The 24,828-nt window shown below is 72.9% G+C and carries 24 protein-coding genes; 11 read left to right on the top strand and 13 right to left on the bottom strand.

All coding sequences use genetic code 11. The features are described 5' to 3' along the window. Positions 1-21: 21 nt before the first annotated feature. Positions 22-528: an RDD family protein gene (locus ACZ7LE_RS10450; protein ID WP_470403192.1), complete on the top strand. Its 507-nt coding sequence runs from the start codon at positions 22-24 to the stop codon at positions 526-528. 71 nt (positions 529-599) lie between these two features. On the opposite strand, the gene ACZ7LE_RS10455 is transcribed toward ACZ7LE_RS10450, so the two are convergent. From ACZ7LE_RS10455 to ACZ7LE_RS10490, 8 genes are all read right to left on the bottom strand, one after another. After that, on the bottom strand, positions 600-1,982 hold the full coding sequence (locus ACZ7LE_RS10455; RefSeq protein ID WP_470403193.1) for an NtaA/DmoA family FMN-dependent monooxygenase: 1,383 nt from the start codon (positions 1,980-1,982) through the stop codon (positions 600-602). 10 nt (positions 1,983-1,992) lie between these two features. Next, positions 1,993-3,159 carry an LLM class flavin-dependent oxidoreductase gene (locus tag ACZ7LE_RS10460; RefSeq protein WP_470403194.1) on the bottom strand — a complete coding sequence of 389 codons (1,167 nt, stop codon included), beginning with the start codon at positions 3,157-3,159 and terminating at the stop codon, positions 1,993-1,995. A gap of 280 nt (positions 3,160-3,439) precedes the next feature. Further along, positions 3,440-4,435: an aldo/keto reductase gene (locus ACZ7LE_RS10465; protein WP_470403195.1), complete on the bottom strand. Its 996-nt coding sequence runs from the start codon at positions 4,433-4,435 to the stop codon at positions 3,440-3,442. After that, positions 4,432-5,925 carry an LLM class flavin-dependent oxidoreductase gene (locus tag ACZ7LE_RS10470; RefSeq protein WP_470403196.1) on the bottom strand — a complete coding sequence of 498 codons (1,494 nt, stop codon included), beginning with the start codon at positions 5,923-5,925 and terminating at the stop codon, positions 4,432-4,434. The genes ACZ7LE_RS10465 and ACZ7LE_RS10470 overlap by 4 nt, the downstream gene beginning before the upstream one ends. A gap of 84 nt (positions 5,926-6,009) precedes the next feature. Next, entirely contained in the window at positions 6,010-7,689 is a 1,680-nt protein-coding gene (locus ACZ7LE_RS10475) for a dipeptide ABC transporter ATP-binding protein (protein ID WP_470403197.1), read from the bottom strand. After that, positions 7,676-8,599: an ABC transporter permease gene (locus ACZ7LE_RS10480; RefSeq protein WP_470403198.1), complete on the bottom strand. Its 924-nt coding sequence runs from the start codon at positions 8,597-8,599 to the stop codon at positions 7,676-7,678. Before ACZ7LE_RS10480 ends, ACZ7LE_RS10475 begins: the two co-directional genes overlap by 14 nt. Continuing rightward, positions 8,599-9,546, bottom strand: coding sequence for an ABC transporter permease (locus ACZ7LE_RS10485; protein ID WP_470403199.1), 948 nt, complete (start codon positions 9,544-9,546; stop codon positions 8,599-8,601). Before ACZ7LE_RS10485 ends, ACZ7LE_RS10480 begins: the two co-directional genes overlap by 1 nt. Before the next feature lies 1 nt (position 9,547). Further along, positions 9,548-11,182, bottom strand: a complete 1,635-nt coding sequence (locus ACZ7LE_RS10490; RefSeq protein WP_470403200.1) for an ABC transporter substrate-binding protein — start codon at positions 11,180-11,182, stop codon at positions 9,548-9,550. Between the two features lie 254 nt (positions 11,183-11,436). Between ACZ7LE_RS10490 and ACZ7LE_RS10495 the strand changes: the two genes are divergently transcribed. Both ACZ7LE_RS10495 and ACZ7LE_RS10500 read left to right on the top strand, forming a co-directional pair. Further along, the gene (locus ACZ7LE_RS10495) at positions 11,437-12,492 is read left to right on the top strand and encodes an NADPH-dependent oxidoreductase (RefSeq protein ID WP_470403201.1); all 1,056 of its coding nucleotides are present in this window, start codon (positions 11,437-11,439) and stop codon (positions 12,490-12,492) included. Between the two features lie 142 nt (positions 12,493-12,634). Continuing rightward, positions 12,635-13,654: an aldo/keto reductase gene (locus tag ACZ7LE_RS10500; protein WP_470403202.1), complete on the top strand. Its 1,020-nt coding sequence runs from the start codon at positions 12,635-12,637 to the stop codon at positions 13,652-13,654. Between the two features lie 42 nt (positions 13,655-13,696). On the opposite strand, the gene ACZ7LE_RS10505 is transcribed toward ACZ7LE_RS10500, so the two are convergent. The 5 genes from ACZ7LE_RS10505 to ACZ7LE_RS10525 form a co-directional block, all read right to left on the bottom strand. Beyond that, complete coding sequence (locus ACZ7LE_RS10505) at positions 13,697-14,260, bottom strand: flavin reductase family protein (protein ID WP_470403203.1); 564 nt, start codon at positions 14,258-14,260, stop codon at positions 13,697-13,699. Beyond that, the gene (locus ACZ7LE_RS10510) at positions 14,257-14,901 is read right to left on the bottom strand and encodes an NAD(P)H-dependent oxidoreductase (RefSeq protein ID WP_470403204.1); all 645 of its coding nucleotides are present in this window, start codon (positions 14,899-14,901) and stop codon (positions 14,257-14,259) included. Before ACZ7LE_RS10510 ends, ACZ7LE_RS10505 begins: the two co-directional genes overlap by 4 nt. A gap of 310 nt (positions 14,902-15,211) precedes the next feature. Next, the gene (locus ACZ7LE_RS10515) at positions 15,212-16,177 is read right to left on the bottom strand and encodes a glycosyl hydrolase family 18 protein (protein ID WP_470403205.1); all 966 of its coding nucleotides are present in this window, start codon (positions 16,175-16,177) and stop codon (positions 15,212-15,214) included. A gap of 212 nt (positions 16,178-16,389) precedes the next feature. Next, positions 16,390-17,838 carry a catalase gene (locus tag ACZ7LE_RS10520; protein ID WP_470403206.1) on the bottom strand — a complete coding sequence of 483 codons (1,449 nt, stop codon included), beginning with the start codon at positions 17,836-17,838 and terminating at the stop codon, positions 16,390-16,392. A gap of 74 nt (positions 17,839-17,912) precedes the next feature. After that, on the bottom strand, positions 17,913-18,374 hold the full coding sequence (locus ACZ7LE_RS10525) for a Fur family transcriptional regulator (RefSeq protein ID WP_470403207.1): 462 nt from the start codon (positions 18,372-18,374) through the stop codon (positions 17,913-17,915). Between the two features lie 288 nt (positions 18,375-18,662). Here ACZ7LE_RS10525 and infC point away from each other — a divergent pair, with 288 nt between their 5' ends. The 8 genes from infC to pheS all read left to right on the top strand — a co-directional run bounded on the left by infC (position 18,663) and on the right by pheS (position 24,827). Beyond that, positions 18,663-19,700, top strand: coding sequence for a translation initiation factor IF-3 (infC, locus tag ACZ7LE_RS10530; RefSeq protein WP_470403301.1), 1,038 nt, complete (start codon positions 18,663-18,665; stop codon positions 19,698-19,700). A gap of 103 nt (positions 19,701-19,803) precedes the next feature. After that, a complete protein-coding gene (gene rpmI / locus ACZ7LE_RS10535; RefSeq protein WP_020016628.1) occupies positions 19,804-19,998 on the top strand; it encodes a 50S ribosomal protein L35 in 195 nt (64 codons plus the stop codon). A 69-nt stretch (positions 19,999-20,067) separates the two neighbouring features. Then, positions 20,068-20,451, top strand: coding sequence for a 50S ribosomal protein L20 (gene rplT / locus ACZ7LE_RS10540; protein ID WP_285101606.1), 384 nt, complete (start codon positions 20,068-20,070; stop codon positions 20,449-20,451). A 50-nt stretch (positions 20,452-20,501) separates the two neighbouring features. Beyond that, the gene (locus ACZ7LE_RS10545) at positions 20,502-21,350 is read left to right on the top strand and encodes a TrmH family RNA methyltransferase (protein ID WP_470403208.1); all 849 of its coding nucleotides are present in this window, start codon (positions 20,502-20,504) and stop codon (positions 21,348-21,350) included. 44 nt (positions 21,351-21,394) lie between these two features. Then, complete coding sequence (locus ACZ7LE_RS10550; RefSeq protein ID WP_470403209.1) at positions 21,395-22,015, top strand: VanZ family protein; 621 nt, start codon at positions 21,395-21,397, stop codon at positions 22,013-22,015. A 79-nt stretch (positions 22,016-22,094) separates the two neighbouring features. Then, positions 22,095-22,541 carry a hypothetical protein gene (locus tag ACZ7LE_RS10555; protein ID WP_470403210.1) on the top strand — a complete coding sequence of 149 codons (447 nt, stop codon included), beginning with the start codon at positions 22,095-22,097 and terminating at the stop codon, positions 22,539-22,541. Between the two features lie 44 nt (positions 22,542-22,585). Continuing rightward, positions 22,586-23,182, top strand: coding sequence for an RNA 2',3'-cyclic phosphodiesterase (thpR, locus tag ACZ7LE_RS10560; protein WP_470403211.1), 597 nt, complete (start codon positions 22,586-22,588; stop codon positions 23,180-23,182). Between the two features lie 577 nt (positions 23,183-23,759). After that, positions 23,760-24,827 (top strand): phenylalanine--tRNA ligase subunit alpha, encoded by a 1,068-nt coding sequence (gene pheS / locus ACZ7LE_RS10565; RefSeq protein ID WP_470403212.1) that lies wholly within the window; start codon positions 23,760-23,762, stop codon positions 24,825-24,827. The last annotated feature ends 1 nt before the right edge of the window (position 24,828 follow it).

The raw sequence follows: 24,828 nt of genomic DNA on the forward strand, positions 1-24,828 counted from the left end.
GGGCGCGGTAGCGTCGGCGCCGTGAACTCCGAGGCCTGGCGGCGCATCGTGGCGTGGCTCGTCGACTGGCTCTGCTTCCTGGTGTGGGTCGTGGTGCTCGCGGCGATCGGCATCCCGCTGTACCTCGCCGGCGTGACGACGGGGTGGTCCGCGGTGACCACGAACGTGGTCTCCGCGCTGCTGACGGCGGTGCCGCTGACCGTCTTCCTCGCCGTCCTCGAGTCAGGCCCGCGGCAGGCGACGATCGGCAAGCGCGCGCTGGGGCTCCAGGTGGTGGGCGCCCGCGACGGCGGGCGGCTCACGTTCCCCCGAGCGCTGCTCCGGAACGCACTCAAGGTCGCGGTGCCCTGGACGATCGGGCACGCCGCGGCGATCGGCCTCGTCGGGTCGACGACGGTCGGCCCGGGCCTCGCGATCCTCACGGCGGCCGCCTACATCCTGCCGGTCACGTACGTCGTCACCCTGTTCGTCGGGCAGGGCCGCACGCCGTACGACCGCGCCGGGGGAGCCACGGTCGTGCGCGTCTGAGGTCAGCCCCCATTGCACGTGTCAGACGTACAGGTGCCTCGGGGGATCTGTACGTCTGACACGTGCGGAGGTCACGCCGCGCCGACGGCGGCCGCGCGTCGGGTGAGCGGGGCGCGCAGGCCCAGGTGCTCGCGCAGGGTGGTCCCCGTGTACGACGTCGGGTAGGCGCCCCGCTCCTGCAGCTCGGGCACCACCCGGTCGACGATGTCGTCCAGGCCCGACGGCACGATCCACGGGCTGATGTTGAACCCGTCGACGGCGCCGGTGCGCACCCAGCGGATCAGGTCCTCGGCCACGGCGGACGGCGTCCCCTGGAACCCGCGCTCGCTGCTGTCGCGGACCACGAGCTCGCGGATCGACAGGTGCTCGGCCTCCGCCAGCGCCCGCCACCGCGCCGCGATCTCGCGGGTCCGCGCGCCCGTCGTGGCGGAGCCGCGCTCGCCGCCGAGCTCCTCGACCACCGGGTCGTGCGCGGGCAGCGGGCCGTCCGGGTCGTAGCCCGACAGGTCCTCGCCCCAGATGGTGCCGACGATCGAGAGCGCCGTGGCCGGGGTGACCTGGTTCCAGCGCACCCAGCGAGCCTTGTCCTCGGCGTCGGCGGGCGTGTCGCCGACGATGACGCCCGTGCCCGGGAAGATCTTGACGTCGTCCTCGGGGCGGCCCGCGGCCACGGCCCGGCGGCGGATGTCGGCGGCGAACTCCAGCGCCTCGGCCAGCACCGAGCCGTGGCGCGAGAAGATCACGTCCGCGTTGGCGGCCGCGAAGTCCCGGCCCTGCGGCGAGTCGCCCGCCTGGAAGATGATCGGGTGCCCCTGCGGGCTGCGCGGCGTGGTCGGGTCGAGCTCGACGTCGAACAGCGCGCTGTGCTCGGACACGTGCGCGACCGCCCCGCTGAACGCGTCGCTGCCGCCCGTGTCCGGGAAGGCGTCCCAGATCTGGCGGGCGACGTCGAGCTGCCCCTGCGCCCGCTCGTAGCGCAGGGCGTGGTCGAGATAGCCGCCCCGGCGGAAGTTGGCCCCGGTCCAGGCGTTGTCCGTGGTCACGACGTTCCAGGCGGCCCGGCCGCCGGACAGCACGTCGAGGCTCTGCAGGCGCCGGGCCAGGTCGGCCGGATCGTTGTACGTGGTGTTCTGGGTGGCGACCAGGCCGATGTGCGTCGTGATCGCGGCCAGCGCGGCGAGCTGCGTGATCGCGTCCGGGCGGCCCACGACGTCGAGGTCGTGCAGGGCGCCGCGCGACTCGCGCAGCCGCAGGCCCTCACCGAGGAAGAACGCGTCGAACAGCCCGCGCTCGGCCGTCCGGATCACGCGCTCGAACGTGGCGAAGTCGGTCTGCGACCCGGACTCCGGGTCGGACCAGATCGTGGTGTGGTTGACGCCCTGGAAGAAGACGCCGAAGTGCACCTGGGCGTCGGGACGGGTCACGGGGAGGTCGGTCACGGACAGGTCGGGCATGGTGGTCTCCTCAGGCGTTCGCGGCGTCCGCCGGGACGCGGGTGTCGTAGCGGTTGGCGGGGCGCGGCAGCCCGAGGGACTCGCGCAGCGTGGCGCCGGCGCGCGGCGCCGCGGTGAGCCGGGCGGCGCGCAGGGCGGGCAGGACGTCGCGCGCGAGCACGGGCAGGTCGACGTCGAGCACGGCGGGCAGCAGCCGCACGCCGTCGACCGGCCGCCGTCCGTCCGGGCCCGGGGTGGCGAGCTCGGTGAGCAGGGCGACCAGCCCGGTGGCGTCGCCCGCATAGCGCAGGGCGCGCGTGTCCCACGGCGAGCGGACGCCGGCGGGCGTGCTGGCGTCCAGCACCGCGAGCCGGTCCGCGCCGGCGCGGCCGCCGGCGTCGAGCACGACCTCGACGTCGACGCCGGCCAGCGGTGAGTGCTCGCGTGCGGCGGTCGCGTTGCCGCGGGCGGCGCCCACGCCGGCCCCGCCGACCAGCGCGACGTCGACGAGCCGCTCGGCGCCGTCCACCGGCGGCGGCACGTCGCCGTCTGCGGCCAGCACCACGAGCTGCCCCTGGGGCGGCCGGGGCGTGATGAGCGGCCCCTTGACCGAGAAGGTCTCGCCGACGAAGTCGACGTGGTGGATCCGTTCGCGGTCGATGTACCGGCCGGTGGCGACGTCGCGGATCACGGCGTCGTCCTCCCACGAGTCCCACAGGTCCCGGACCACCCGCACGACGTCGCGCGCCTCGCGGGTCACGTCGCCCACCACGGGGCGGCCGTAGGCGTCGGCGGTCGCGGCGTCCCGGGTCACCGCAGCGATCCAGCCGGCGCGGCCGGCCGCCGCGATGTCCAGCGACGCGAGCTGCGCCGCGACGTGGAAGGGCTCCGGGTAGGTGGTCGGCACCTGCGGCACCAGGCCGATCGCCGTCGTCGTGCGGGACACGAAGGCGGCGCGGGTGACGGACTCCAGGCGGGCCGACGCCGGCGAACCGGGTACCGCCGGGAGCAGCGCGTCCGTGAAGGAGACGAAGGTGAGGCCGGCGTGCTCGGCCTGCCGGACCGTGCGGGCCAGCCGGGCGCCGGACACGAGGTCGGCGCCCGCGAGGCGCGCGACGACGGCGGCCGCCGGGTGCGCGCCCGCGCCGTCGGCATCGAGCCCGACGAAGAAGGGCGAAGGGGACTGTGGAGCGGACAAGAGAACCTCCGATGTCGTCGCGGCGCACCCCCGCGGACCTGCCGCGGACGCCGACCGCGCGCAACATAGCCCCGCCCCACCAGGACGCAATGCCCCCGCGGGATCGTCTCGCCATCCGGTCACGACCACACCGCCCGCTCACCCACGGGCGGTGTTGACCACAGCAGTTGCTGCCAGAGAACGCCCCTCTCTGGCAGCAACTGCTGTGCTCAACACCGGCGGGTGACGGCGATCGGTGGCTGGCGGATGGCGGCTGGCGGAGCCGGCCTGGGCCGCCGCGTCAGCCGACGCGGCCCGGGCCGCCCGTGAGGGTGCCGGGGAGCAGGGCGCGGAGCTCCCGCTCCTCCTCCGGGGTGGGAACCCAGCGGGTGGCCAGCAGGTTCTCGTCGAGCTGCTCCGGCACGGTGATGCCGGTGATCACGCTGGTCACCGTGGGCTGCGCCAGGAGCCAGCCCAGGGCGAGCGCGCTCGGCGGCACGCCCCGGTCGGCGGCGAACCGCTCGAACCTCTCCAGCGCGTCCCACGGCGCCTCGCCGAGCAGGTAGGTCTTGAGGTTGGTGATCTTGGCGCCCTCCGGCGCGTTGCCCCGCGAGTACTTGCCGGTCAGCAGCCCGTTCTGGAGCGGGAAGTACGGCAGGAACCCCAGGCCGAAGTGCTCCAGCGCGCCGATCAGCTCCTCCTCGGGCTTGCGCCACAGCAGGCTGTACTCGTCGGTCGTGGAGACGAACCGGCCGTAGCCGCGGGCCGCGGCCACGTGGTCGGCGTCGGCGAGCTGCCAGGCCTTGAAGTTGGACGCGCCCACGTACCGCACCTTGCCGTCGCGCACCAGCGTGTCGAGCGCAGAGAGGGTCTCCTCGATCGGCGTGAACGGGTCCGGGAAGTGGATCTGGTACAGGTCGATGTAGTCGGTGCCGAGCCGGCGCAGGCTGTCCTCGACCGCGGCCAGGACGTACTTGCGCGCCCCGGTCCGGCTGTACGAGGGGCCGCGGTCCGCCGCCAGCGACCGGCCGAACTTGGTGCCGATCACGACCTGGTCGCGCCGCCCGGTGAGCGCCGTGCCGAGCAGCTCCTCGGACAGGCCGGTGCGGTCGCCGTAGCCCTCGGCGACGTCGAAGTAGGTCACGCCCAGGTCGATCGCGCGGTCCACGATCCGGTTGACCTGTTCCTGCCCGACGGCGCGCATGCCGCTGCGGCCGAACGTGCTGGCGCCCACGCCGAGCTCGGACAGGACCAGGCCGGAGCTGCCGAGCGCCCGGTACCCGGCGGGGAGCGTCATGCTCGCGCCTCCTGCCCGGCGGGTGCCGACGGCGCGCCCGCGGCGGCACCCGCCGCGAACTGGTTCGGCGGCACCGGCAGCCCGAAGTGCCCGCGGAACGTGTCCGCCTCGTACTCGGTGCGGAACACGCCCTTGTCCTGCAGGATCGGCACCACCTGCGAGATGAACCGCTCGAGCTGGTCGAGCATGGCCGGCGACTGGATGTTGAAGCCGTCCGCGGCGCCCTGCTCGAACCACTCGATGAGCGTGCCCGCGACGTCGTCCGCCGTGCCGATCGCGAGCGGGAAGCCGCCCCCGATGGAGTTGTGCAGCAGGTCCCGCCCCCGCACGGTGCCGGCCTCGACGGTGCGGCCCGTGCGGTCGGCGATCGTGCGCAGCAGCCTCTGCCCGACGTCGTTCAGCTCGGCGGCGAGCGACGGCGTCAGCACGCCGTCCAGACCCAGCGGGCGCAGGTCGACGCCGGTGCGCTCGCCGATCGACCGCAGGCTGCGCGCGCCCATCGGCAGCGGCGCCCGCCCCCGCTGCGTCGCCTGGAACGCCTCGCTCGTGTAGTAGTCGTCGCCCTGGTCCCCGGCCACGGGGTCGTCGTCGACGGGGAGGCCCGCGTTCAGCCGGTCGAAGAGGTCGATCGCCTCCTCGCGCGTGTCGCCGATGACGGGAGTGATGCCGGGCAGGAAGAAGATGGGCTCCTCTCGGCCGCGCAGGCGCAGCGCCCGCGCACGGACGTCGGCGTTGAACTCCGCCGAGACCTCCCGGGTGGGCGGGCCGGTGAAGTTGATGTCGCAGTACTGCGCCGTCAGCTCGCGCGACAGCTCGGAGCCGCCCGCGTACAGGAGCGGCACGTGGCCCTGCGGCGGGCGCAGCATCGGCAGCGTCCCGGCCACGGAGAAGAACTCGCCCTGGTGCTCCAGCCGGTGGATCTTGCCCGGGTCGAGGTACTGGCCCGACTCCTTGTCCTGGAGGTAGGCGCCGTCCTCGACGCTGTCCCAGAGCTTGCGGATGACGTCGATGAACTCCGCCGCCCGCCGGTAGCGGCTCTCGCCGCCCAGGTCGGGCAGGCTGAAGTTCTTGGCCGCGAGGTCGTTCGCGCCGAGCACCACGTTCCAGGCCAGGCGTCCGCCGCTGAGGTGGTCCAGCGACGCCGTCAGCCGCGCCAGGAGGTACGGCTCGTAGAACGTCGGGTGCGCGGTCACCGCGAGCCCGATCCTCGACGACTGCAGGGCGAGCTGGGAGGCCAGCGTGAACGGTTCGAGCCGGCCGGCGTTGTGGGTGGTCCCGTAGTGCTCGCGGTAGACGTCGCCGGGCAGGGTGTCGCCGAGGAAGAAGAAGTCGAACTTCGCGTCCTCGACCAGCTTGAGCACGCGGGCGGGGTAGGCCAGGCCGAAGGGGTCGGGCGTGGCCGACTCCGGCAGCCGCCAGCCGCCCCAGTGGGTCCCGTTCAGCCAGTACATGTATCCGAGGTGCAGCTGGCGCTGTGCCGGCTCGCCCATGGCGGTGTCCTTTCGGTCGGTGCGGTGGTGCGTCGTTCGGTGGTGCGTCGTGCTGGTCACTGCGTGGGGGTCACGGCGCGGAGTTCACGGCGTGCTCGTCGCCGGGGCGGAAGCGGGGGCCGCCCCCGGGATGGCGGCCAGCAGCCGGCGGACGTACTCCGTCCGGGGTCGGGAGATGACGTCGGACGCCGGGCCGTGCTCGACGACGTCGCCGTGCCGGAGCACGAGGATCTCGTCGGAGAGCTCCGCGACGACGCCCAGGTCGTGCGACACGAACAGGTACGTCAGGGAGAGCCGGTCCTGGAGGTCGAGCAGCAGGTCGAGGATCTGCCGCCGCACCGTCACGTCGAGCGCGGAGACGGGCTCGTCGAGCACCAGCACCTCGGGGTGCGGCGCGAGCGCGCGGGCGATGGCGACGCGCTGCCGCTGACCGCCGGAGAGCTCGGCCGTGTAGCGGTCGGCGACCGACGCCGGCAGGCCTGTCTGCTCCAGCAGCTCGTCGACCCGCCGGGCGCGCGCGGCGGCGCCGCGCCGGCCTGACCCGCCGATCCGGTGGCCCGTCAGCGGCTCCTCCAGGATCGACCGCACGGTGGTGCGCGGGTTCAGCGAGGCGAACGGGTCCTGGTAGACCATCTGCACCGTGCGGTACAGCGCGGCCTGGCCGGCACCCCGGCGGTGGTGGACCACGGGCTCGCCGTCCACCGTGACGCTGCCCGCGCTCGGCGGCGTCAGGCCCGCCAGCAGCCGCACCAGCGTGGTCTTGCCCGACCCGGACTCGCCCACGATGCCCAGCGTGGTGCCCCGCCGTACCTCGAAGCTCGCCCCGGCCACGGCGGTGACCGCCGTGCGGCCCCGGTGGGCGCGGAACGTCTTGGCGACGTCGCAGGCCCGGACCACCACCGGGGCGTCGGCTGGGACGCGGGCGGCGGTGCGCTCGTGTCGGGCCGCGGCGGCGTCGGCCCCGGAGAAGCCGAGCGAGGACGACCGCAGGAGCTGCTCGGTGTAGCCGTCCCCGGGGTCGGCCACGACCTCGCGCGTGCGGCCGGAGCGCACCAGGACGCCGTCCTTGAGCACGGCGATCTCGTCCGCGCGCTCGGCCGCGACCCCGAGGTCGTGCGTGACGAGCAGCACGGCGAGGCCGTCCTCCGCGACCAGGCCGCCCAGCAGGTCCAGGATCGTCTTCTGGACGGTGACGTCCAGGGCGGTGGTCGGCTCGTCGGCGACGAGCAGCCGCGGCCCCGTGCTCATCGCCGCGGCGATGAGCACACGCTGGCACATGCCGCCCGACAGCTCGTGCGGATAGGCGCCGTAGACCTTCTCGGGATCCCGCAGCCCCACCTTGCCGAACAGCTCGAGCACGCGCTCGCGGCGCTCCGCCCGGCCGGCCAGGCGGTGGGCACGTAGCGGCTCGCCCGCCTGGACCCCGACGGGCAGCAGCGGGTTGAGGCCGAGCAGGGCGTCCTGGGGGATGTACCCGATGTCCTTGCCGCGGACCGCGCGGCGCTCGCGCTCCGCCAGGCCGGTCAGCTCCCGGCCGGAGAAGGTCACGCGTCCGGCGGTCACGCTGCCGTTCTCGGGCAGGGTGCCCGTGACGGTGCGGCCAAGGGTCGACTTGCCCGAGCCGGACTCGCCGACCAGTGCCAGCACCTGGCCGGGACGCAGCGAGAGGCTCACGTCGTCGAGCACGCGGACCGGGGGACGGCCGGGCAGCGCGAACTGGGCGCTGACGCCGTCGAGGGTGAGCAGGGGTTCAGGCGACGACACGGGTTCTCCCTCGGTCGATCGACCGGCCGATGCGGTACACGGCCAGCACGGAGACGACGATCACGAGGCCGGGCAGCAGGCTGAGCCACCACTGGCCGGCGATGAAGGTGCGGCCCTCGGCCACGAGCAGGCCCCACTCGGGCGTGGGCGGCGGGGCGCCGAGGCCGAGGAAGCTCAGCGAGGCGACGGTGAGGATGGCGCTGCCGATCTCCATGGTCGCGTAGGCCAGCACCGACCGGGTGGCGTTCGGCACCACGTGCCGCAGCAGCCGGTAGGCGTAGCCGTGGCCGGCGAACACCGACGCCTCGACGTACCGGGCGCCCGCGACCTTCAGCACCTCCGACCGCATGAGGCGGGAGAAGGTCGCGGTGCTGTTGATCCCGATGGCCACGGCGATGTTGAGGGTGCCGTGGCCCAGCGCCGAGATGATCGCCAGCGACACGATGAGGCTCGGCACCGCGAGCATGACGTCGACGACGCGCATCAGCACGCTGTCGAGCCAGCCGCGCACGGCGCCCGCGACGAGCCCGATCACCGACCCGCTCACCAGTCCGATCAGCACCGCGATCACCGCGGCCTGCAGGGACAGCCGGGTGCCGTGCACGGTGCGCGTGAACTGGTCGCGGCCCAGGTCGTCGGTGCCGAACAGGTGGTCGGGTCCGGGCGGGAGCAGCATCGCGTCGCCGCTCTGCGCCAGCGGGTCGCCCGGCGCGAACAGCGCCGGGGCGAGCGCCGCCGTCACGATGAGCACGAGCCACACGTAGGACACCAGCAGGCTGGGCGTGCGCGCGACGTCCTGCAGCCGGCCGAGCCACCTGCGGCGTCGTCCCGCACCCGGCCGCGCCGGGGACGGCGCGGCCGGACCCGCAGGCCTCACGGCGGCCGCCGCCGCGGTCTCGGTGACGCTCATCAGCCCTCCAGCCGGATGCGCTTGTCGACCAGGGGGTAGACCAGGTCGACGACGAAGTTGACGGTCACGAAGATCAGCGCGCTCACGGTGACGGCGACCAGCACCACCGGCATGTCGCGGCCGTTGACGGAGTCGACGACGAGCCGGCCGATGCCGGGCCGCGAGAACACGGTCTCCGTGAGCACGGTGCCGCCGACCATGACGCCGATGAGCGTCCCGAGGGCGGTGATCACGGGCAGTGAGGCGTTGCGGAGGGCGTGCCGCACCACGACGTCGAACCGGCTGAGCCCCCAGCTCCGCGCCGTCTCGATGTACGGCGAGGTCAGCGCGCCGCGCAGGTTGGCCGTCAGGAGCTGGGAGATGGTCCCGCCGCCGGCCACGGCGATCGACAGCGAGGCCACCAGCAGGCCGAGGAACGTGCGGTCACCGAAGGCGTCGATCCAGCCGAGCCGGAACGCGACGAGCTGCACCAGCACGAGCGCCACCAGGAACGGCGGGAGCGAGACGGCGACCGGCGGCAGCGAGACGAGCAGCTCGCGCAGCCACCGCCAGTCGGTCAGCTCGATGATCACGGACAGCGCGACCCCGAGCACGACGGCCAGCGCGAGGCCCAGGAACGCGAGCTGCAGCGTGGCCGGGAACGCCTCGAAGAACACCTCGACGGCGGGCCGGCGCTGGTAGAGGCTGTCCCCGAAGTCCCCGAGGACGGCGCCCGACAGCGCGTCCCCGTACTGCACGAGGACCGGCCGGTCCAGGCCGAGCAGCTCGCGCTGCTCGGCCAGGAGCTGCTCGACGTCGCCGCCGGAGGCGCCCATCGTCAGGCCGCCCGCCGCGTCCCCGGGCACGATGTAGAGCAGGAAGTACGCCCCGGTGAACGCGCCCCACACCACGATCGCGGCGTAGGCGAGCCGCCGCAGGGCGTATCTCAGGAGCCCGGACCTCAGCACCTCACTTCTCCGAGAGCCAGGCGTTGTAGAGGTACTGGTCCAGGCCCACCGGCTGGATGTCGTGCACCGTCGGCTGGAAGGCCCAGATGTCGGTGTCGTTCACGATGGGCAGCACGTAGGCGTCCTCGACCAGGAGCCGCGCGGCCTCGTCGACGATCTTCTGCCGCGCCTCCGGCTCGATCACGGTGTTCTGCTCCTGGAGCAGGTCGTCGAGCCGCTGGCCGGTCTCGTCGTCGTCCGCGATGAACGAGCGGTTCGAGCCCGTCTCGATGCCGTAGTTGGCGCGCAGCACGTCGGGGTCCGGGGTGGAGTGGTACCAGTAGGCGATGTCGTACTCGCCCGAGAGCAGCTTCTCGTTCGCCTCGGCGTCCAGCGGCGGGTCGAGGACCAGCTCGATGCCGAGCTCCTTCCACTGCGCCTGGACCACCTGCTCGGCCGCGCCGTCCCGCGGGAAGCGGAAGGAGAGGCGGTCGCCGTCGGCGTCGACCCGGATCCCGTCGGACCCGGTCTCGGACCAGCCGGCCTCGTCCAGGAGCCGCTCCGACAGCTCCGGGTCGTAGGTGAGGTACTCGCTCTGGTCGGAGTAGAAGGGGTTGGCCTTGCTGAGCGGGCCCGTCGCGGCCTGGTCGTAGCCGCCGGAGACCAGCTTCGTGAACTCCGCGCGGTCGATGCCGTGCTGGAGGGCCTGGCGCACCCGGACGTCCTGCAGGACCTTCGACGAGGTGTTGACCGGCCACTCCGTGCCCGTCGCGGGGTTGGTGGTCTCGGTGATGGTCAGGCCGGCGGCCTCGAGCTGGTCCACGTACTTCGCGTTGACCCAGTAGACGAACTGGAGTTCCTCGCCGCCGATGACGGCGCCGTTGCGCACGGAGTCCTCGGGGATGATCTTGTAGACCACCTCGTCGAGGTACGCCGGACCGCTGCGCCCGAAGTACTCGGGCGCCCAGTCGTAGTCCGCGCGCTTCTTCAGCACGATGCGCTGGTTGGGCGTGTACTCCTCGAGGTAGAACGGCCCGGAGCCGTCCAGGAACTTCTGACGCTCCTCGACCGGGAGCGCGGCGGTCTTCGCCGACACGATGCCGGCGTGCGCGCGCGACAGGCTCACGAGGAACGCGGCGTTCGGCTTGGCGAACTCCACCTCGACCACGTGCTCGGACGGCGTCCGGATCTCCTTGATGCCCTCGACGATGGTCTTGGCGCTGGAGTGGATGCCGGGGCGGTCGAGGCTCTCGAAGTTCTGCTTGACGACCTCGGACGTGAGCGCGGTGCCGTCGTGGAACGTCACGTCGTCGCGCAGCGTGAAGGTGTAGACGCGGGCGTCCTGCACGGTCCAGTCGGTGGCCAGCCAGGGCTCGATCTCCTTGGTCTCCGGGTTGAAGAAGACCAGGGAGTCCGTCAGCGCGCGGGCGACGGTGCGCCACACCTGGTTGACGACGGCGGCGTCGACGCCGTTGGGCTCGGCGGCCAGCCCGATGTTGAGGGTGCCCCCGGGGCGGTCCTCCGCGGGGACCGGCGCGGACGCGGTGCCGGAGCCGGTGCTGCACGCGGACACCACCAGGGACACCAGCACGGCCGCGGTGGCGGCGAGGCGCCACCGTCCGTGCCTCGTCGTGGCGGGCCTTCTCGTCGTGGCCACGGTCTTCCTCCTCGGATCGGGAACGTAGGTGACACCGCCCCTTGCAGTGCGGCGGGAATGAGACGGGAAAAAATCCGACGAGTCAACCAATCCGGCAAAGAGTCCATATAGTGGGCGGACGGCGCTCGCAGCCCTGTCACCGGGCGCGCCAGGGTCGCGTGCCTCCTGTCCGGGAAGTGAGACGGTGAACTGGGGCATTGACGAAGGGCTCGCAACGTGAGTGTCTGGCCTTCCGTCCACCCCACGGAGCACTCATGACAGCCATCGACGCCTTTCTGGTCACCACCCCGACCGAGACAGCTCCCGCACCGTCGGCCCGCCGGTCGGCCCGGATCACCCGCACACCGCGGGCGCATCAGCTCGCTACCCCGCCCGAGATCGCGCGCGACGAAGCGCACGACTCCTCGCGCGACTCCGCCCAGCACCCCGAGTCGCCCGAGCACGCTGGTCGGCTCGCCGCCGCCCGCGTCCAGGTCGCCGCCCGTTACGGCGTGACCCCGCGCCGCGCCGACACCGCGGCCCCGCAGGTGTCCGCGACCGTCGCCGCCGCGGCGGACCTTCCGCGGTCCGTGCTGGACGTCCAGCTCGCGCACCGCTCGGTCCGGCGGTTCCTGTCCGGACCGCTGCCGCCCTCCGTGCTGCCCACCCTGGTGGCGGCCGCACAGTCCGCGCCCACGACGTCGAACCTCCAGCTCTGGAGCGTCGTGGCCGTCACCGACCCGGCGCGCCTCGCCCGCGTGGCCGGCCTGTCCGGCGAGCAGGAGCACGTCCGGGACGCACCCCTCCTGCTGGTGTGGGTGGCCGACGTCGCCCGCGTCCGCACCCTCGCCGAGCGGCGGAACACGGCCGTGCACGCGACGGGGTACCTGGAGACCACGGTCACCGCGTACCTCGACACGGCGCTTGCCGCCCAGAACGCCATGGTGGCGGCCGAGTCGCTCGGGCTCGGCACCGTCTACCTCGGCGGGGTCCGCGACCGGCCCGAGGAGCTCGCGGCCGAGCTGCGGCTGCCCCGGGGCACCGCGCCGGTGGTGGGTCTCGTCGTCGGGCGCCCCGACCCGGCCCGCCCGGGTCGGGTCAAGCCCCGCCTGCCGCAGGCCGTGGTGCTGCACCACGAGACCTACGACACGGCGCGGCAGCTGCGTCCGCTGGCGGCCTACGAGAAACGCATGACCGACTTCTACCGCGAGGAGGGGCTCGACGGCGGCTGGATCGGGCGCGCTCTGACCCGGCTGCGCGGGCCCGGAGCCCTGCGCGGGCGGGATCGGCTGCGGTCGGCGCTGACCGCGCTGGGGATGCCGTCCTGGTGACCGGCCGCCGCGCCGCACCGGTGGGGCGGCGGTCTCGTCCGGGGCTGTCTGGTCCCGGGTCGTCCCGTCCTGGGGCGTCTCGCCATGCGAGAGCCTGCGGGCGGACCTTGCCGACGGCGGGGCGGGGTGGTCGGCTGCGGGCATGACCACTGCCAGCAGCCCCACCCCGTCCGTCCCCACCCGCACCCTGGGCTCCGGCCCGCACGCCCTGACCGTCTCGGCGGTCGGGTTCGGCGGCATGTCCGTCGCCGACTCGTACGGTCCGGCCGACGCCGCCGAGGCCGAGGCGGTGCTGCTGCGCGCGCTCGACCTCGGCGTCACCCTGATCGACACCGCCGACGTCTACGGCCACGGCCGCAACGAGGAGCTGATCGGCCGCGTGCTGGGCCCGCAGCGCGACCGGATCGTGCTGGCGAGCAAGCTCGGGCTGCCGCCGGCGGGCGGCCACCCCGACGGCCGGCCCGTCGACGGCCGCCCCGAGTACGTGCGCCGCGCGATCGACCGGTCGCTGACCCGCCTGGGCACCGACCACCTCGACCTGTACTACCTGCACCGGGTGGACCCGCAGGTGCCGGTCGAGGAGACCGTCGGCGCGCTGGCCGAGCTCGTCACGGCGGGCAAGGTGCGGGCGGTCGGGCTGTCGGAGGCCGGCGCCGAGACGGTGCGCCGCGCGCACGCCGTGCACCCGATCACCGCCGTGCAGAGCGAGTACTCGTTGTGGACCCGCGACCCGGAGGACGCCGTCCTGCCCGCGCTGCGCGAGCTCGGCATCGGGTTCGTGCCGTTCTCCCCGCTGGGCCGCGGCATCCTCACCGGCACCGTCGACTCGACCGACACCCTCGCCGCCGACGACGTCCGCCGCAGCCACGCCCGCTACGCCCGCGAGGCGTTCGAGCACAACCGCGCGCTGGTCCGTTCCCTGGAGTCGCTGGCCGCCGAGCGCGGCGTGACCACGGCCCAGCTCGCCCTCGCGTGGCTGCTCGCGCAGGGTGACGACGTGGTGCCCATCCCCGGCACCAAGCGGCTGCAGTACTTGGAGCAGAACGTCGCGGCGGCATCGCTGGCCCTGTCGGCGGACGACGTCGCGGCGATCGGCGCCGTCATCCCGCGCGACGCCGTCCAAGGCGTCCGCCATCCCCGCCCGGACCTCCTGGAGGCATGAGCGAGGCTGCGCCACGGCCGGCCGCCGTGGCGCAGCCCGGCGTCAGATCGTCGTGTCGTCGCCGATGCGGTGGTAAGCGCGGTCCTTGTACACCAGGGGAGACGCGGCGGGCTCGCCGCCGGTCTCGGTGAGGCTGGACGCCAGCGCTCGCAGCGAGACGAGGTAGCTGTCGCCGATCGGCGTGCGCTGCACCACCCGGGCCCGGAACCAGGACACGGCGCCGTCGATGACCGGCTCGCCCGTGGGCAGCGGCGTCCAGCCGCCGTCGGCGAACCGGTCGATGCCGCTGGTGGCGAAGCGGGCGGAGACGTCGTCCTGGTGGTCGGCGAGGAAGCTGACCGCCAGCGTGCTGGCCTCGGAGATCGCGGGCCACGACGACGAGGTCGAGGCGAGGGAGAACGCGAGCAGCGGGGGCGCCGCGGAGACCGAGATGACGGACGTGGCGGTGAACCCGACGGGCCGGTCCTCGTGCAGCAGCGCGACGACGGCGACGCCGGCGGGGTGGTTGCGGAAGACCGTCTTGAACTCGTCGGGGCTGAGCTGGGGCTCGTCCTGCTGGGCCAAGAGCTCCTCCAGGGCGGACAGGTCGATGTTCTCGGCGGTCATCGTGCGACCTCCTCGACACCGGCAGCGGCACCGGCACCAGCCGGGACGCCGGCAGCCACCCCGGCCGGAACCCGCGCCGGGACGACGACGCCGGGGCCGGTCGCCCGCCGCAGCGGCTCGCCGGCCCGGCTGAGCCACGCCCCGATCACGCCGTCGAGGTCGGCGAGCTGGCTCTCCGTGACGGTCAGCGAGCGGGCCGGCACCACGGCGCCCAGCTCGACGAGCACGGGCCGTAGGTGCACCTCCCCGGCCAGGGCGTGCGCGGGGTTGCCGGAGACCACGAGCGGGACGGCGACCACGCCGGCCAGGCCGTCGGTGCCGTACAGGTCGAGGAAGGCCTTGAGCAGGCCGGTGTAGGCCGCCTTGTAGACGGGCGTGGCGATCACGGCGACGGTGGCGCCGGCGAGGCGCTCCTTCGCGGCGTCGGCCTCGGGGTGCTCGGCGGCGAGGATCTGGTCGGCGAACGTGGCCAGGTCGATCGTCGCGACGTCGTCGATGCCCAGGTGGGCGGCGATCCGGTGCGCGGCCGCGTCGGCGGCGCGCAGGGTGCGCGACCCCGGGCGGGGGTTCCCGGAGACGACCACGACGGTGGATGCGGCCGGGGCGGTGGTCGGTGCGGTCGATGTGGTCGGTGAGGTCATGGGAGGGCTCCTCGCAACGGGTTGAGCTCGGTGGTCGCGCGGTGGGCGGTTGACCGTGACGGAGGTATAGGCGGCGAATCGGAAGATGACCAGGAGGAGACCCGGACTTCTCACTATCCGGACCCCTCCCTGGACGGAGCATCGACCGAAGGCACGCCCCAGCCCCTTCCCATCACGATGGAACCCGCCCTGCCGGTCACAGATTCCCGAGCTGCCCGCGCCGCGGGGCTGACCGAGCGGTCGGCAAAAAGTCAGGTGGTCGGCAGCTCGAGCTGCCGACCACCTGACGCACTACCGACCGTCTGACGTCCTACCGACCACCCACCACGTCCGCCACGTGCGAGAACCAGGACTCCCGCCCGCCGCCGTCGTGCCCCACGGAGTTGAAGTACTCCCAGCCGAAGACGCCGCCGAAGTCCGGGTGCCGGCCCACCAGGGTGCCGACCGTGGCGTCGAACGTGGCCGGGTCCACGTACCCGCTGCAGTTGCCGGGGTTGGTCACGGTGCCCGCCACGACGCGGCCCGGCGTGAAACCGTTGGCGAGGATCTGGTCGTACACCGTCGTGGTGCGCAGGTCGCCCCAGCCGCAGTAGAACTGGGTGTTGTACCAGTCGATCCGGTCGCCGGCCTGCCGCTCCAGCTCCGCGTAGGAGAAGCCGCCGGAGAAGCTGCTGCGGCCCGCCATGTCGGTGGCGACGGGTGTCAGGGTGACCACGAAGTCCGGGCCGAAGTCGGCCCGCAGCGCGTCGACCAGGTGGATCGTGTCGGCCAGGGAGAACGTCTCCTCGATGTCGAGGTCCACGCCGTCGAGGTCGTAGGCGCGCAGGAAGTCGCGCAGCACCGGGTAGAACCGGTCGAAGTCCTCCCGCAGGTAGCGGTAGGTGCCGGGCGCCGCGCCGCCGAGGAACGCGCTGACCGTGACCCCCTGGTCCTGCATGGTCGCGAGGTCGTCCCACATGACGCCGAGCTCGGCGTGGTCGGCCGGGATGTCGTTCACCGTGAGGGACGCGTCGGCGTTCAGGTGGATCGCGCCCACGTTGACGTCCGTGACCGAGCCGAGCAGCGGCTTGGGGTCCACGTAGCGGCGGACGCCGTCCGAGCCTGTCTCGTAGATCGTCTGGTAGAAGGCGATGACCCGGTGGTCGGCGGCGGCCGACGCCGCCGGCTCCCGCGCTGGTTCCTGCTCCAGGGCGGTGGCCGCGGGGCCCGCCGCGGCGGCCAGTGCCAGCAGGCCGGCCGTCAGTGCGGCGCCGAGCCGGACGAGCGATCGGGACATCGGTGACTCCCTTGTTCTCGGTGCGGAGCATCTCGGGCGGCGCCACGGCGCCTTGGAGCACGTCAGGACGCTATCTGCCGCCCGTGCCGCCGGACAAGGACCGGCCGCCAGAGCGGTGGAAATCCCTCATGCCGCGGACTCAGCCGGAGACCCCGGACACGGCAGAGGCCGGGCCCTCGTGGGGAGCCCGGCCTCGGCGTCGTACGGGAGCGTCAGGAGGCGACGGCGGCGCGCAGCTTGGCGCCCAGCTCCTCGTCCACGTTCGTCCAGTACTGGAAGAAGCGCTCGCGGATCTCGTCGATCGTGATCGACTGGCCCTGGCCGGTCAGGGTCTCCAGCAGACGGGCCTTGGCGCCGTCGTCGTAGACCTCGCGGTAGAGCGTGCCCGGCTGGACGAAGTCGCCGTCCTCGCTGTGCAGCGTCGCGGCCGTGCGGACCAGCTCGCCGTCCGACTCCCAGGCGCCGTCGTGCCCGCGGGCCGGGTCGGCGACGGGGCCACCGAACGAGTTCGGTGCGTAGTTGGGCGTGCCCACCTCGTTGAAGTGGTGGCGCTGCGAGCCGTCCTGCGAGTAGTTGTGCACCGGCGCGGCGTGCGGCTGGTTCACCGGCACCGACTGGTAGTTGGTGCCCACGCGGTAGCGCTGCGCGTCCGGGTAGGAGAAGACGCGGGCCATCAGCATCTTGTCGGGCGAGATGTCGGTGCCCGGGACCTGGTTGGCCGGGGACAGCGCGATCTGCTCGATCTCCGCGAAGTGGTTCTTCGGGTTGCGGTTCAGCGTGAAGTGGCCGAAGTGGATCAGCGGGTAGTCCGCGTGCGGCCAGACCTTGGTCAGGTCGAACGGGTTGAACCGGTACGTCTTCGCGTCCTCGTACGGCATGACCTGGACCTTGATGTCCCAGACCGGGTTGTCGCCGCGCTCGATCGCCTCGTACAGGTCGCGACGGTAGTAGTCGGCGTCCGCACCGGCGATCTTCTCGCCCTCCTCGGGGCTGAGGAACTTCACGCCCTGCCGGGAGATGAAGTGGTACTTGACCCAGAACTTCTCGCCCGCGGCGTTGGTCCAGAGGTAGGTGTGCGAGCCGTAGCCGTTCAGCTCGCGCCACGAGGCCGGCAGGCCGCGGTCGCCCATGAGGTAGGTGACCTGGTGGGCCGACTCCGGCGACAGGGTCCAGAAGTCCCACTGCATGTCGGCGTCGCGCAGGCCCGACCACGGCAGGCGCTTCTGCGAGTGGATGAAGTCCGGGAACTTGATCGCGTCGCGGATGAAGAACACCGGCGTGTTGTTGCCGACGATGTCGAGGTTGCCCTCGGTCGTGTAGAAGCGCAGCGCGAAGCCGCGCACGTCGCGCCAGGTGTCGGGGGAGCCCATCTCGCCGGCGACGGACGAGAAGCGCAGGGCCACCTCGCCCTTCGCACCCGGCTGGAAGGCCGCCGCACGCGTGTACTGCGACACGTCACCCGTGATCTCCCACTCGCCGAAGGCGCCACCGCCCTTGGCGTGCACGATCCGCTCCGGGATGCGCTCGCGGTTGAACTGGGCGAGCTTCTCGACCAGGTAGCGGTCGTGGAGGACCGTGGCGCCGTCGGCGCCGACGGTCAGCGAGTGTGCGTCACTGGCGACCGGGGTGCCGGTCTGCGTGGTGGTGTAGGGAGTAGTCATTCAGACGTGCCTTCCTCTGCTGCTGCTTGCGGGGGTTCTTGCGGGGTTCCAGCGGGGCTGGAAGGTCTGTGCGGTCAGGGCTGCGTGACGGGATCCGCGGAGGCGCCCTGGTCGTGGCAGTCGGGACACAGGCCCCAGTACGTCACCTCGGCGGTCTCGACCACGAACCCGTGGTCGTCGCTCGGGGTGAGGCAGGGCGCGTGGCCCACCGTGCAGTCCACGTCGCCGATGGCGCCGCAGGAGCGGCAGACGATGTGGTGGTGGTTGTCGCCGGTGCGGCGCTCGTAGCGGGCGGGGTGCCCGGCGGGCTCGATGCGCCGCAGGAGCCCGGCGTCGGTCAGCGCGTGCAGGAGGTCGTAGACCGCCTGCACCGAGACGGTGCCGAGCTCGGCACGGACCGAGCCCAGGACGGCGTCGGCCGTGGCGTGCTGGTTCTCGCCCACCGCGCGCAACGCCGCCACGCGGGCGGCGGTCACGCGCAGGCCGGCGCCCCGGAGGAGCTCCTCGGGCGACGTGGCGGGGGCGGTGGACGTCATGGTCAGCAGCCTAGGCCCTAAACTGGAATCATTCCAGTTGAGTCGGGCAACGGGTTTCGCCTGCCGGACAGAGAGCGGCCGACCTCACACCCGGCCGCGTGGCGGGTGCTCTCCTCCTCCTGGTATCGTTGAGGGACGACCGACCCGGTGTGAGCCGGGTGCGCAAAGTGGATTCCATCCCACCCGAGTCACGACCGTGCACCGCAAGGTGCCGACAGAGGCCGGGTCCTTGGTCGGGTACGAAGGCCTGGCGGTGCTGTTGCCGGGTCGGCGTGTCCTTTCCTCGTGATGGCCTCCACCTGTGTTCAGGGCGGGGGCCATTTCCCGTTCCTGGTGGTCCATCAACGACTTCTTAGGAGCATCACCATCACCGAGCCTCGCATCAACGACCGGATCCGTGTCCCCGAGGTCCGACTCATCGGTCCTGGCGGGGAGCAGGTCGGCGTGGTTGCCACGGCGGTCGCCCTGAAGCTCGCCCAGGACGCTGACCTCGACCTCGTCGAGGTCGCGCCGGACGCCCGCCCGCCCGTCGCCAAGCTCATGGACTTCGGCAAGTTCAAGTACGAGTCCGACATGAAGGCGCGTGAGGCCCGGCGCAACCAGGCGAACACGGTCCTCAAGGAGATCCGTTTCCGCCTCAAGATCGACCCGCACGACTACGGCACCAAGAAGGGCCACGTCGAGCGGTTCCTCTCGGCCGGCGACAAGGTCAAGGTCATGATCATGTTCCGTGGCCGCGAGCAGTCGCGCCCGGAGATGGGTCGTCGCCTGCTGGAGCGCCTGGCGGAGGATGTCGCCGATCTCGGTTTCGTCGAGTCCATGCCCAAGCAGGACGGCCGCAACATGACCATGGTCCTCGGGCCGGTCAAGAAGAAGGCGGACGCCAAGGTCGAGCAGCGCAAGCGTGCGGCCGAGGTGAACGCGGGCCGGATGACCAAGTCCGAGGCCAAGGCCCAGGCGCGTGCGGTCGACGAGGCCGGCACCGCGGAGCCCGTCGAGGACCAGGTCGACGAGACGGTCGAGACCGTGGTCGAGGAGCCCGCGGTCGCGGCTGCTCCGGAGCCCGTCGAGGCGCCGGTCGTCGAGCCGGAGCCCGTCGTCGAGGCGGAGCCGGTCGCGGAGGCCGAGCCGGCCGTCGAGCCCGAGCCTGCCGTTGAGGCGCCTGCCCCGGCAGCGCCGAAGCCGGCCGTCAAGCCCGCGGCGAAGACTGCCTCCAAGCCGGCAGCGAAGCCCGCCGCCAAGGCAGCTCCCAAGCCGACCCCGGCCCCCAAGCCGGTGCCGAAGCCCGTGGCCCCCAAGCCGCGTGCGCCGCGCAAGGCCGGCTGAGTCCGAGGTCCCCAAGACCACCACGACACCGGGCCGGCTGACCGGCCCAGGTACACGTCGCCGTTCCAGCAACGGTCGACCGACATGAGGAGAGACGGCAGTCATGCCGAAGAACAAGACGCACTCCGGCTCCAAGAAGCGGTTCCGGGTCACGGGTAGCGGCAAGGTCATGCGTGAGCAGACCAACGCCCGCCACTACCTCGAGCACAAGTCCAGCCGCCGTACGCGTCGTCTGGCCGTGGACCAGGTCGTCGCGCCTGCCGACGTCAAGAAGATCAAGAAGCTGCTCGGTAAGTGACCCCCGTGGCGCGCGCCTGACGCGCGCCGCCCGGAACCCTTCCAGCCCCGAAGTAACAAGGAGTCTCACGTGGCACGCGTGAAGCGGGCAGTCAATGCCCAGAAGAAGCGCCGTACGACCCTCGAGCGCGCCGCCGGTTACCGCGGCCAGCGCTCGCGCCTCTACCGGAAGGCGAAGGAGCAGGTCACCCACTCGCTCGTCTACGCCTACCGTGACCGGAAGGCGCGCAAGGGCGACTTCCGCAAGCTGTGGATCCAGCGCATCAACGCTGCGTCCCGCGCGGAGGGCCTGACCTACAACCGCCTCATCCAGGGCCTCAAGGCCGCTGGTGTCGAGGTCGACCGCCGCATGCTCGCCGAGCTCGCGGTCAACGACGTGGCGGCGTTCAACGCCCTCGTCCAGGTCGCCAAGGACGCGCTGCCGGCGGACGTCAACGCCCCGGCCGCTGCCTGAGGTTGAGCATCTCACCGGACGCCCGGACAGTGTCCTCCGCGGAGGCATCCGTGCCGCTTGACGTGACGCTCGCGAATCCGCGGGCCGACCGGGTCAAGCAGGTGCGGTCACTGGCCGGGCGTTCGGCGCGCTCCCGGCACGGTCAGTACCTGGTCGAGGGCCCCCAGGGGGTCCGCGAGGTCGTCCGGCACGCCGCGTCGTCGGTCCGGGACGTCTACCTGACGCCGTCGGCCGCGTCGCGCTACGCCGAGATCGTCGACGACGCGCGTGCGGCCGGGGTGTTCCTGCACGTCGGTACCCCGGAGGTGCTCGACGGGATGAGCGCGGACGCCCAGGGCGTGCTCGCCGTCGTCCGGTCGACCGCACCCTCGCTGCGTGAGGCGCTCGACGCGCGGGACCCGGAGCGCGCCGACCGGCCGCTCCTGGTCGCGGTGCTGGCAACCGTTCGCGACCCCGGCAACGCCGGCACCGTGATCCGTGCGGCGGACGCCGCGGGTGCGGACCTGGTGGTGCTCGCGGGGGAGAGCGTGGACGTGCACAATCCCAAGGTCGTGCGCTCCACCGCGGGGTCGCTGTTCCACCTGCCCGTCGTGACGGGCCTGCCGCTGGACGGCGCGCTGGCGGAGCTGCGGGCCGCCGGGTGCCAGGTCCTCGCCGCGGACGGCACCGGCCCGTTCGACCTGGACGACCTGCTCGACGTCGCCGGCAGCGGCACCGCACCCGACCTCGCCGGGCCCACGGCCTGGGTCTTCGGCAACGAGGCCTGGGGCCTGCCGGAGGCCGACCGGGCCCTGGCCGACGCCGTGGTGCGCGTGCCGATCCGCGGCCGTGCGGAGTCGCTCAACCTGGCGACCGCGGCGACCGTCTGCCTGTACGCGAGCGGCAGGGCGCAGCGCTGAGGCTGCCCGACGCCGCCGCCGACGTCTGGGGCGCGTGGGGCCATGTGCTGCGGCCCGCCGCCCTGGCGCTGGTCGTCGCCGTCCTGGCGATCCGCCTGCTCGTCCGGGTCCGGCGCCTGCGGGGCGTCCCGCGCGCCCGCGCCTGGCGGCACTCCGTCGCCGAGGTCGGCATGGTCGTGGGCACGGCGCCGTGGGTATGGATGATCCTCACGCCCCGGCCCGGTGAGCGCGGTCTCTCGCTCGTCCCGCTGCAGGACCTCGCGGACCAGCTCTCGGGTCCGGTCCCCGCGGCAGTGGTGCAGGTGGGCGGCAACCTGCTGGTCCTCGCCGCACTCGGCTTCTTCCTGCCGGTGCGGTTCGAGCTGGTTGCCGGGGCCGGGGCCGGGGCCGGGACTGGTGCTCGCGCTGGCGCCAGGGCCGGGCTTCCGCCGGGCGCGCGGTCCGCAACGGTGCCTGGGCCTGCTCGGCGAACCGCTGCGGTGCTCACCCGGGTCGCGGTCGTCCTCATCGGGGTCGCCGCGACCGTGGAGGTGCTCCAGTACGTGCTGCGGCTCGGCCGGGTGACCTCCGTGGACGACGTGCTGGTGAACGTCGCGGGCGGCCTGGTCGCGGCGCTGTGCTCGCGTCGGTGGTGGGCGGACCGTGCGCCGCTCGGCACGCGCTGAGGACGCCCGAGCGGGTGACTCTTGCGCTCTGGCGTATCGCGTCGCGACGCGGTCACCTACCGTGGGGCAGATGAGGTACATGCCTGATCTGAACCGCATCAGCGAGGCCCTGACCGGAGCGTTCGGCGTCCGGCAGGTGTACGGAGAGCCGATCGAGCGGGACGGGACCCTCGTGATCCCGGCGGCCCGTGTGGCGACCGGCGGGGGCTCCGGTGGCGGAGGCGGCTCCGAGCCGGGTGGCCACCACGCCACGGGCGGCGACGCCGAGGGCGAGCCCGGGCCGGCCCCCGACGACGCAGACGCGGAGTCGGACGGCGAAGCGGGCACCCTCGGGGAGGGTGGCGGCGGCGGGTTCGGCTTCGGCCGCCGGGCCGAGCCGGCGGGCGCCATCGTCGTGGACGACCAGGGCGTGCGCTGGGTCCCGGCCGTCGACGTGAACCGGATCGTCCTCGGAGGCCAGATCGCGTTCGTGCTCGCGGCCGCCGTGGTCGCGTGGGCCGTGACGCGTCGCCGTCGTCGTCGGTGAGAAAAGGGCTCCCCGCAGGATGGGCCCGCCCCTAGGATCGTCAGGTGCGGTTGTTCACGGCGGTCATCCCGCCCCAGAGCGTCCTTGACCACCTCGGGCTCGCGATCGACGGCGTACCGGCCTCTCCGCGGTGGGTGCCCCGCGAGAGCCTCCACATCACGCTCGCGTTCTACGCGGACCTCCCGGAGGGGACGGTCCCTGAGCTGCGCGACGACCTGTCCGACGTCGCGCGCAAGCACGGGCCTGTCGATCTGCGGCTGCGCGGTGCCGGGTCGTTCGGGGCGCGGGTCCTGTGGATCGGCGTCGACGGCGGCACCGATGCCCTGAAGGACCTGGCGACCGACTGCCTGTCCGCATCCCCGCGCGAGGTGCCCGACGACGTGAAGCCGCACCGGGCGCACGTCACCGTGGCGCGCGCCCGCGCCGGGCAGGTGAAGCCGCCGCGTGGCCGGGACCGGTGGGGCAAGCGGGCCGGTGCCGAGCCACGGTCGGCGCTGGAGCCCGCCGCCCAGGCGCTCTCCGTGTACGCCGGACCGGCGTGGACGGCCGACTCGTTCGCGCTCGTCGAGTCCCATCCGGGGGAGGGGCCCCAGGGCGGCCCGCGGTACGAGATCGTGGAGACCTGGGCGCTCGAAGGTTGACCGGTCCCGGGTGGGTCGGTGGCCGTCTCCACGGCCGGGACCAGGGCCGCCCCGGCCGTGGAGACATGGCTGTTCGAGGTGCCGTCGCTCGGTGAACCGGACGCGCCAGGGAAGAGGCCGTGGCAACGGCCCGCGCGTCCCGCTCATCCTGCATCTGGACTCGAACGTGTGTTCCACACTAACGCACCGGTTCGCGATACGCCACCGACCATGATCAAGAACGTCGGCGACCGGTGATTCGAGAGCAAACACCCTAAAAAGGCAGGATCGCTCGCCGTGTGGTTTGAGGCTATGCCCGCTCACCGACACGGAGAAAAAGTGTGCCAAGCGCCCGAGGGTGGACCCCACGAATCGCGTTGCCCGGTCGCGACGGGGCATGGAATGATGGCGCCATGCAGCCACTGACCCGCCGATTTATGCGGCCCGCCACGGGCCGTGCGGCGAGCGCTGCGCGCGGGCACTGAGCTGCCCTGTGGACAACGCGTCCTGAGCCCTGGCGGGCACCTAGACTTCAGATGCCGGTGCTGGTCCCCATGCAGGGACCGGACCGGCTCCCGAATCCGCCAGGAAGGCAAGCATGTCCACGCCCGATGAGAAGGCACCCATCGATCCGCTCGACGAGGCGGCACTCGACGCCGCGGTCAAGACCGCTCTCGACGACATCGCGAAGGCCGGTGACCTCGACGCGCTGAAGGTCGTCCGCACGCAGCACACGGGGGACCGCAGCGCCCTGGCCCTCGCCAACCGGGGGATCGGCGCACTACCGGGACCCGACAAGGCGAAGGCCGGCAAGCTCGTGGGCCCGCGTCGCGGCCGGATCAACCAGGCGATCGCCGCCCGCCAGTCGGAGCTCGAAGCCGAGCGCGACGCGCACGTGCTGCTGGAGGAGACGGTCGACGTCACCCTCCCGGTGCGGCGTGCGACGACCGGCGCCCGGCACCCGATCGAGCTGGTCCAGGAGCGCATCGCCGACTTCTTCGTGGGTCTCGGCTGGGAGATCGCCGACGGCCCCGAGGTCGAGGCCGAGTGGTTCAACTTCGACGCCCTGAACTTCGGCCCGGACCACCCTGCCCGCCAGATGCAGGACACGTTCTACGTGACGGGGCAGGACGGCGCCGACTCGAACCTCGTGCTGCGCACGCACACCTCGCCGGTCCAGGCGCGCTCCCTGCTGGAGCGTGGCGTGCCCCTGTACATCGCGTGCCCGGGCAAGACGTTCCGCACCGATGCCCTCGACCAGACCCACACGCCGGTGTTCCACCAGGTCGAGGGCCTCGCCGTCGACAAGGGGCTCACCATGGCCAACCTCGTGGGCACCCTGGACGCGTTCGCCCGGGCGATGTTCGGGCCGGAGGCCAGGACGCGCCTGCGCCCGGCGTTCTTCCCGTTCACCGAGCCGTCCGCCGAGATGGACCTGTGGTTCCCGCAGAAGAAGGGTGGCGCCGGCTGGATCGAGTGGGGCGGCTGCGGCATGGTCAACCCGAACGTGCTGCGCGCCGCGGGCGTGGACCCGGACGAGTACACGGGCTTCGCGTTCGGCATGGGCATCGAGCGCACGCTCATGCTGCGCCACTCGATCGCGGACATGCACGACATCGTGGAGGGCGACGTGCGCTTCTCCACCCAGTTCGGGACGGAGATCTGAA

Source organism: Promicromonospora sp. NPDC110617 (assembly GCF_055598465.1).

Excerpts from the sequence above, each read along its gene's own strand:
- ACZ7LE_RS10455 (WP_470403193.1), bottom strand. The coding sequence starts at position 1,982 with ATGCCCGACCTGTCCGTGACCGACCTCCCCGTGACCCGTCCCGACGCC.
- ACZ7LE_RS10465 (WP_470403195.1), bottom strand. The coding sequence starts at position 4,435 with ATGACGCTCCCCGCCGGGTACCGGGCGCTCGGCAGCTCCGGCCTGGTC.
- ACZ7LE_RS10470 (WP_470403196.1), bottom strand. The coding sequence starts at position 5,925 with ATGGGCGAGCCGGCACAGCGCCAGCTGCACCTCGGATACATGTACTGG.
- ACZ7LE_RS10480 (WP_470403198.1), bottom strand. The coding sequence starts at position 8,599 with ATGAGCGTCACCGAGACCGCGGCGGCGGCCGCCGTGAGGCCTGCGGGT.
- ACZ7LE_RS10495 (WP_470403201.1), top strand. The coding sequence starts at position 11,437 with ATGACAGCCATCGACGCCTTTCTGGTCACCACCCCGACCGAGACAGCT.
- ACZ7LE_RS10500 (WP_470403202.1), top strand. The coding sequence starts at position 12,635 with ATGACCACTGCCAGCAGCCCCACCCCGTCCGTCCCCACCCGCACCCTG.
- ACZ7LE_RS10505 (WP_470403203.1), bottom strand. The coding sequence starts at position 14,260 with ATGACCGCCGAGAACATCGACCTGTCCGCCCTGGAGGAGCTCTTGGCC.
- ACZ7LE_RS10510 (WP_470403204.1), bottom strand. The coding sequence starts at position 14,901 with ATGACCTCACCGACCACATCGACCGCACCGACCACCGCCCCGGCCGCA.
- ACZ7LE_RS10515 (WP_470403205.1), bottom strand. The coding sequence starts at position 16,177 with ATGTCCCGATCGCTCGTCCGGCTCGGCGCCGCACTGACGGCCGGCCTG.
- ACZ7LE_RS10520 (WP_470403206.1), bottom strand. The coding sequence starts at position 17,838 with ATGACTACTCCCTACACCACCACGCAGACCGGCACCCCGGTCGCCAGT.
- ACZ7LE_RS10525 (WP_470403207.1), bottom strand. The coding sequence starts at position 18,374 with ATGACGTCCACCGCCCCCGCCACGTCGCCCGAGGAGCTCCTCCGGGGC.
- infC (WP_470403301.1), top strand. The coding sequence starts at position 18,663 with ATGGCCTCCACCTGTGTTCAGGGCGGGGGCCATTTCCCGTTCCTGGTG.
- rpmI (WP_020016628.1), top strand. The coding sequence starts at position 19,804 with ATGCCGAAGAACAAGACGCACTCCGGCTCCAAGAAGCGGTTCCGGGTC.
- ACZ7LE_RS10555 (WP_470403210.1), top strand. The coding sequence starts at position 22,095 with ATGCCTGATCTGAACCGCATCAGCGAGGCCCTGACCGGAGCGTTCGGC.
- pheS (WP_470403212.1), top strand. The coding sequence starts at position 23,760 with ATGTCCACGCCCGATGAGAAGGCACCCATCGATCCGCTCGACGAGGCG.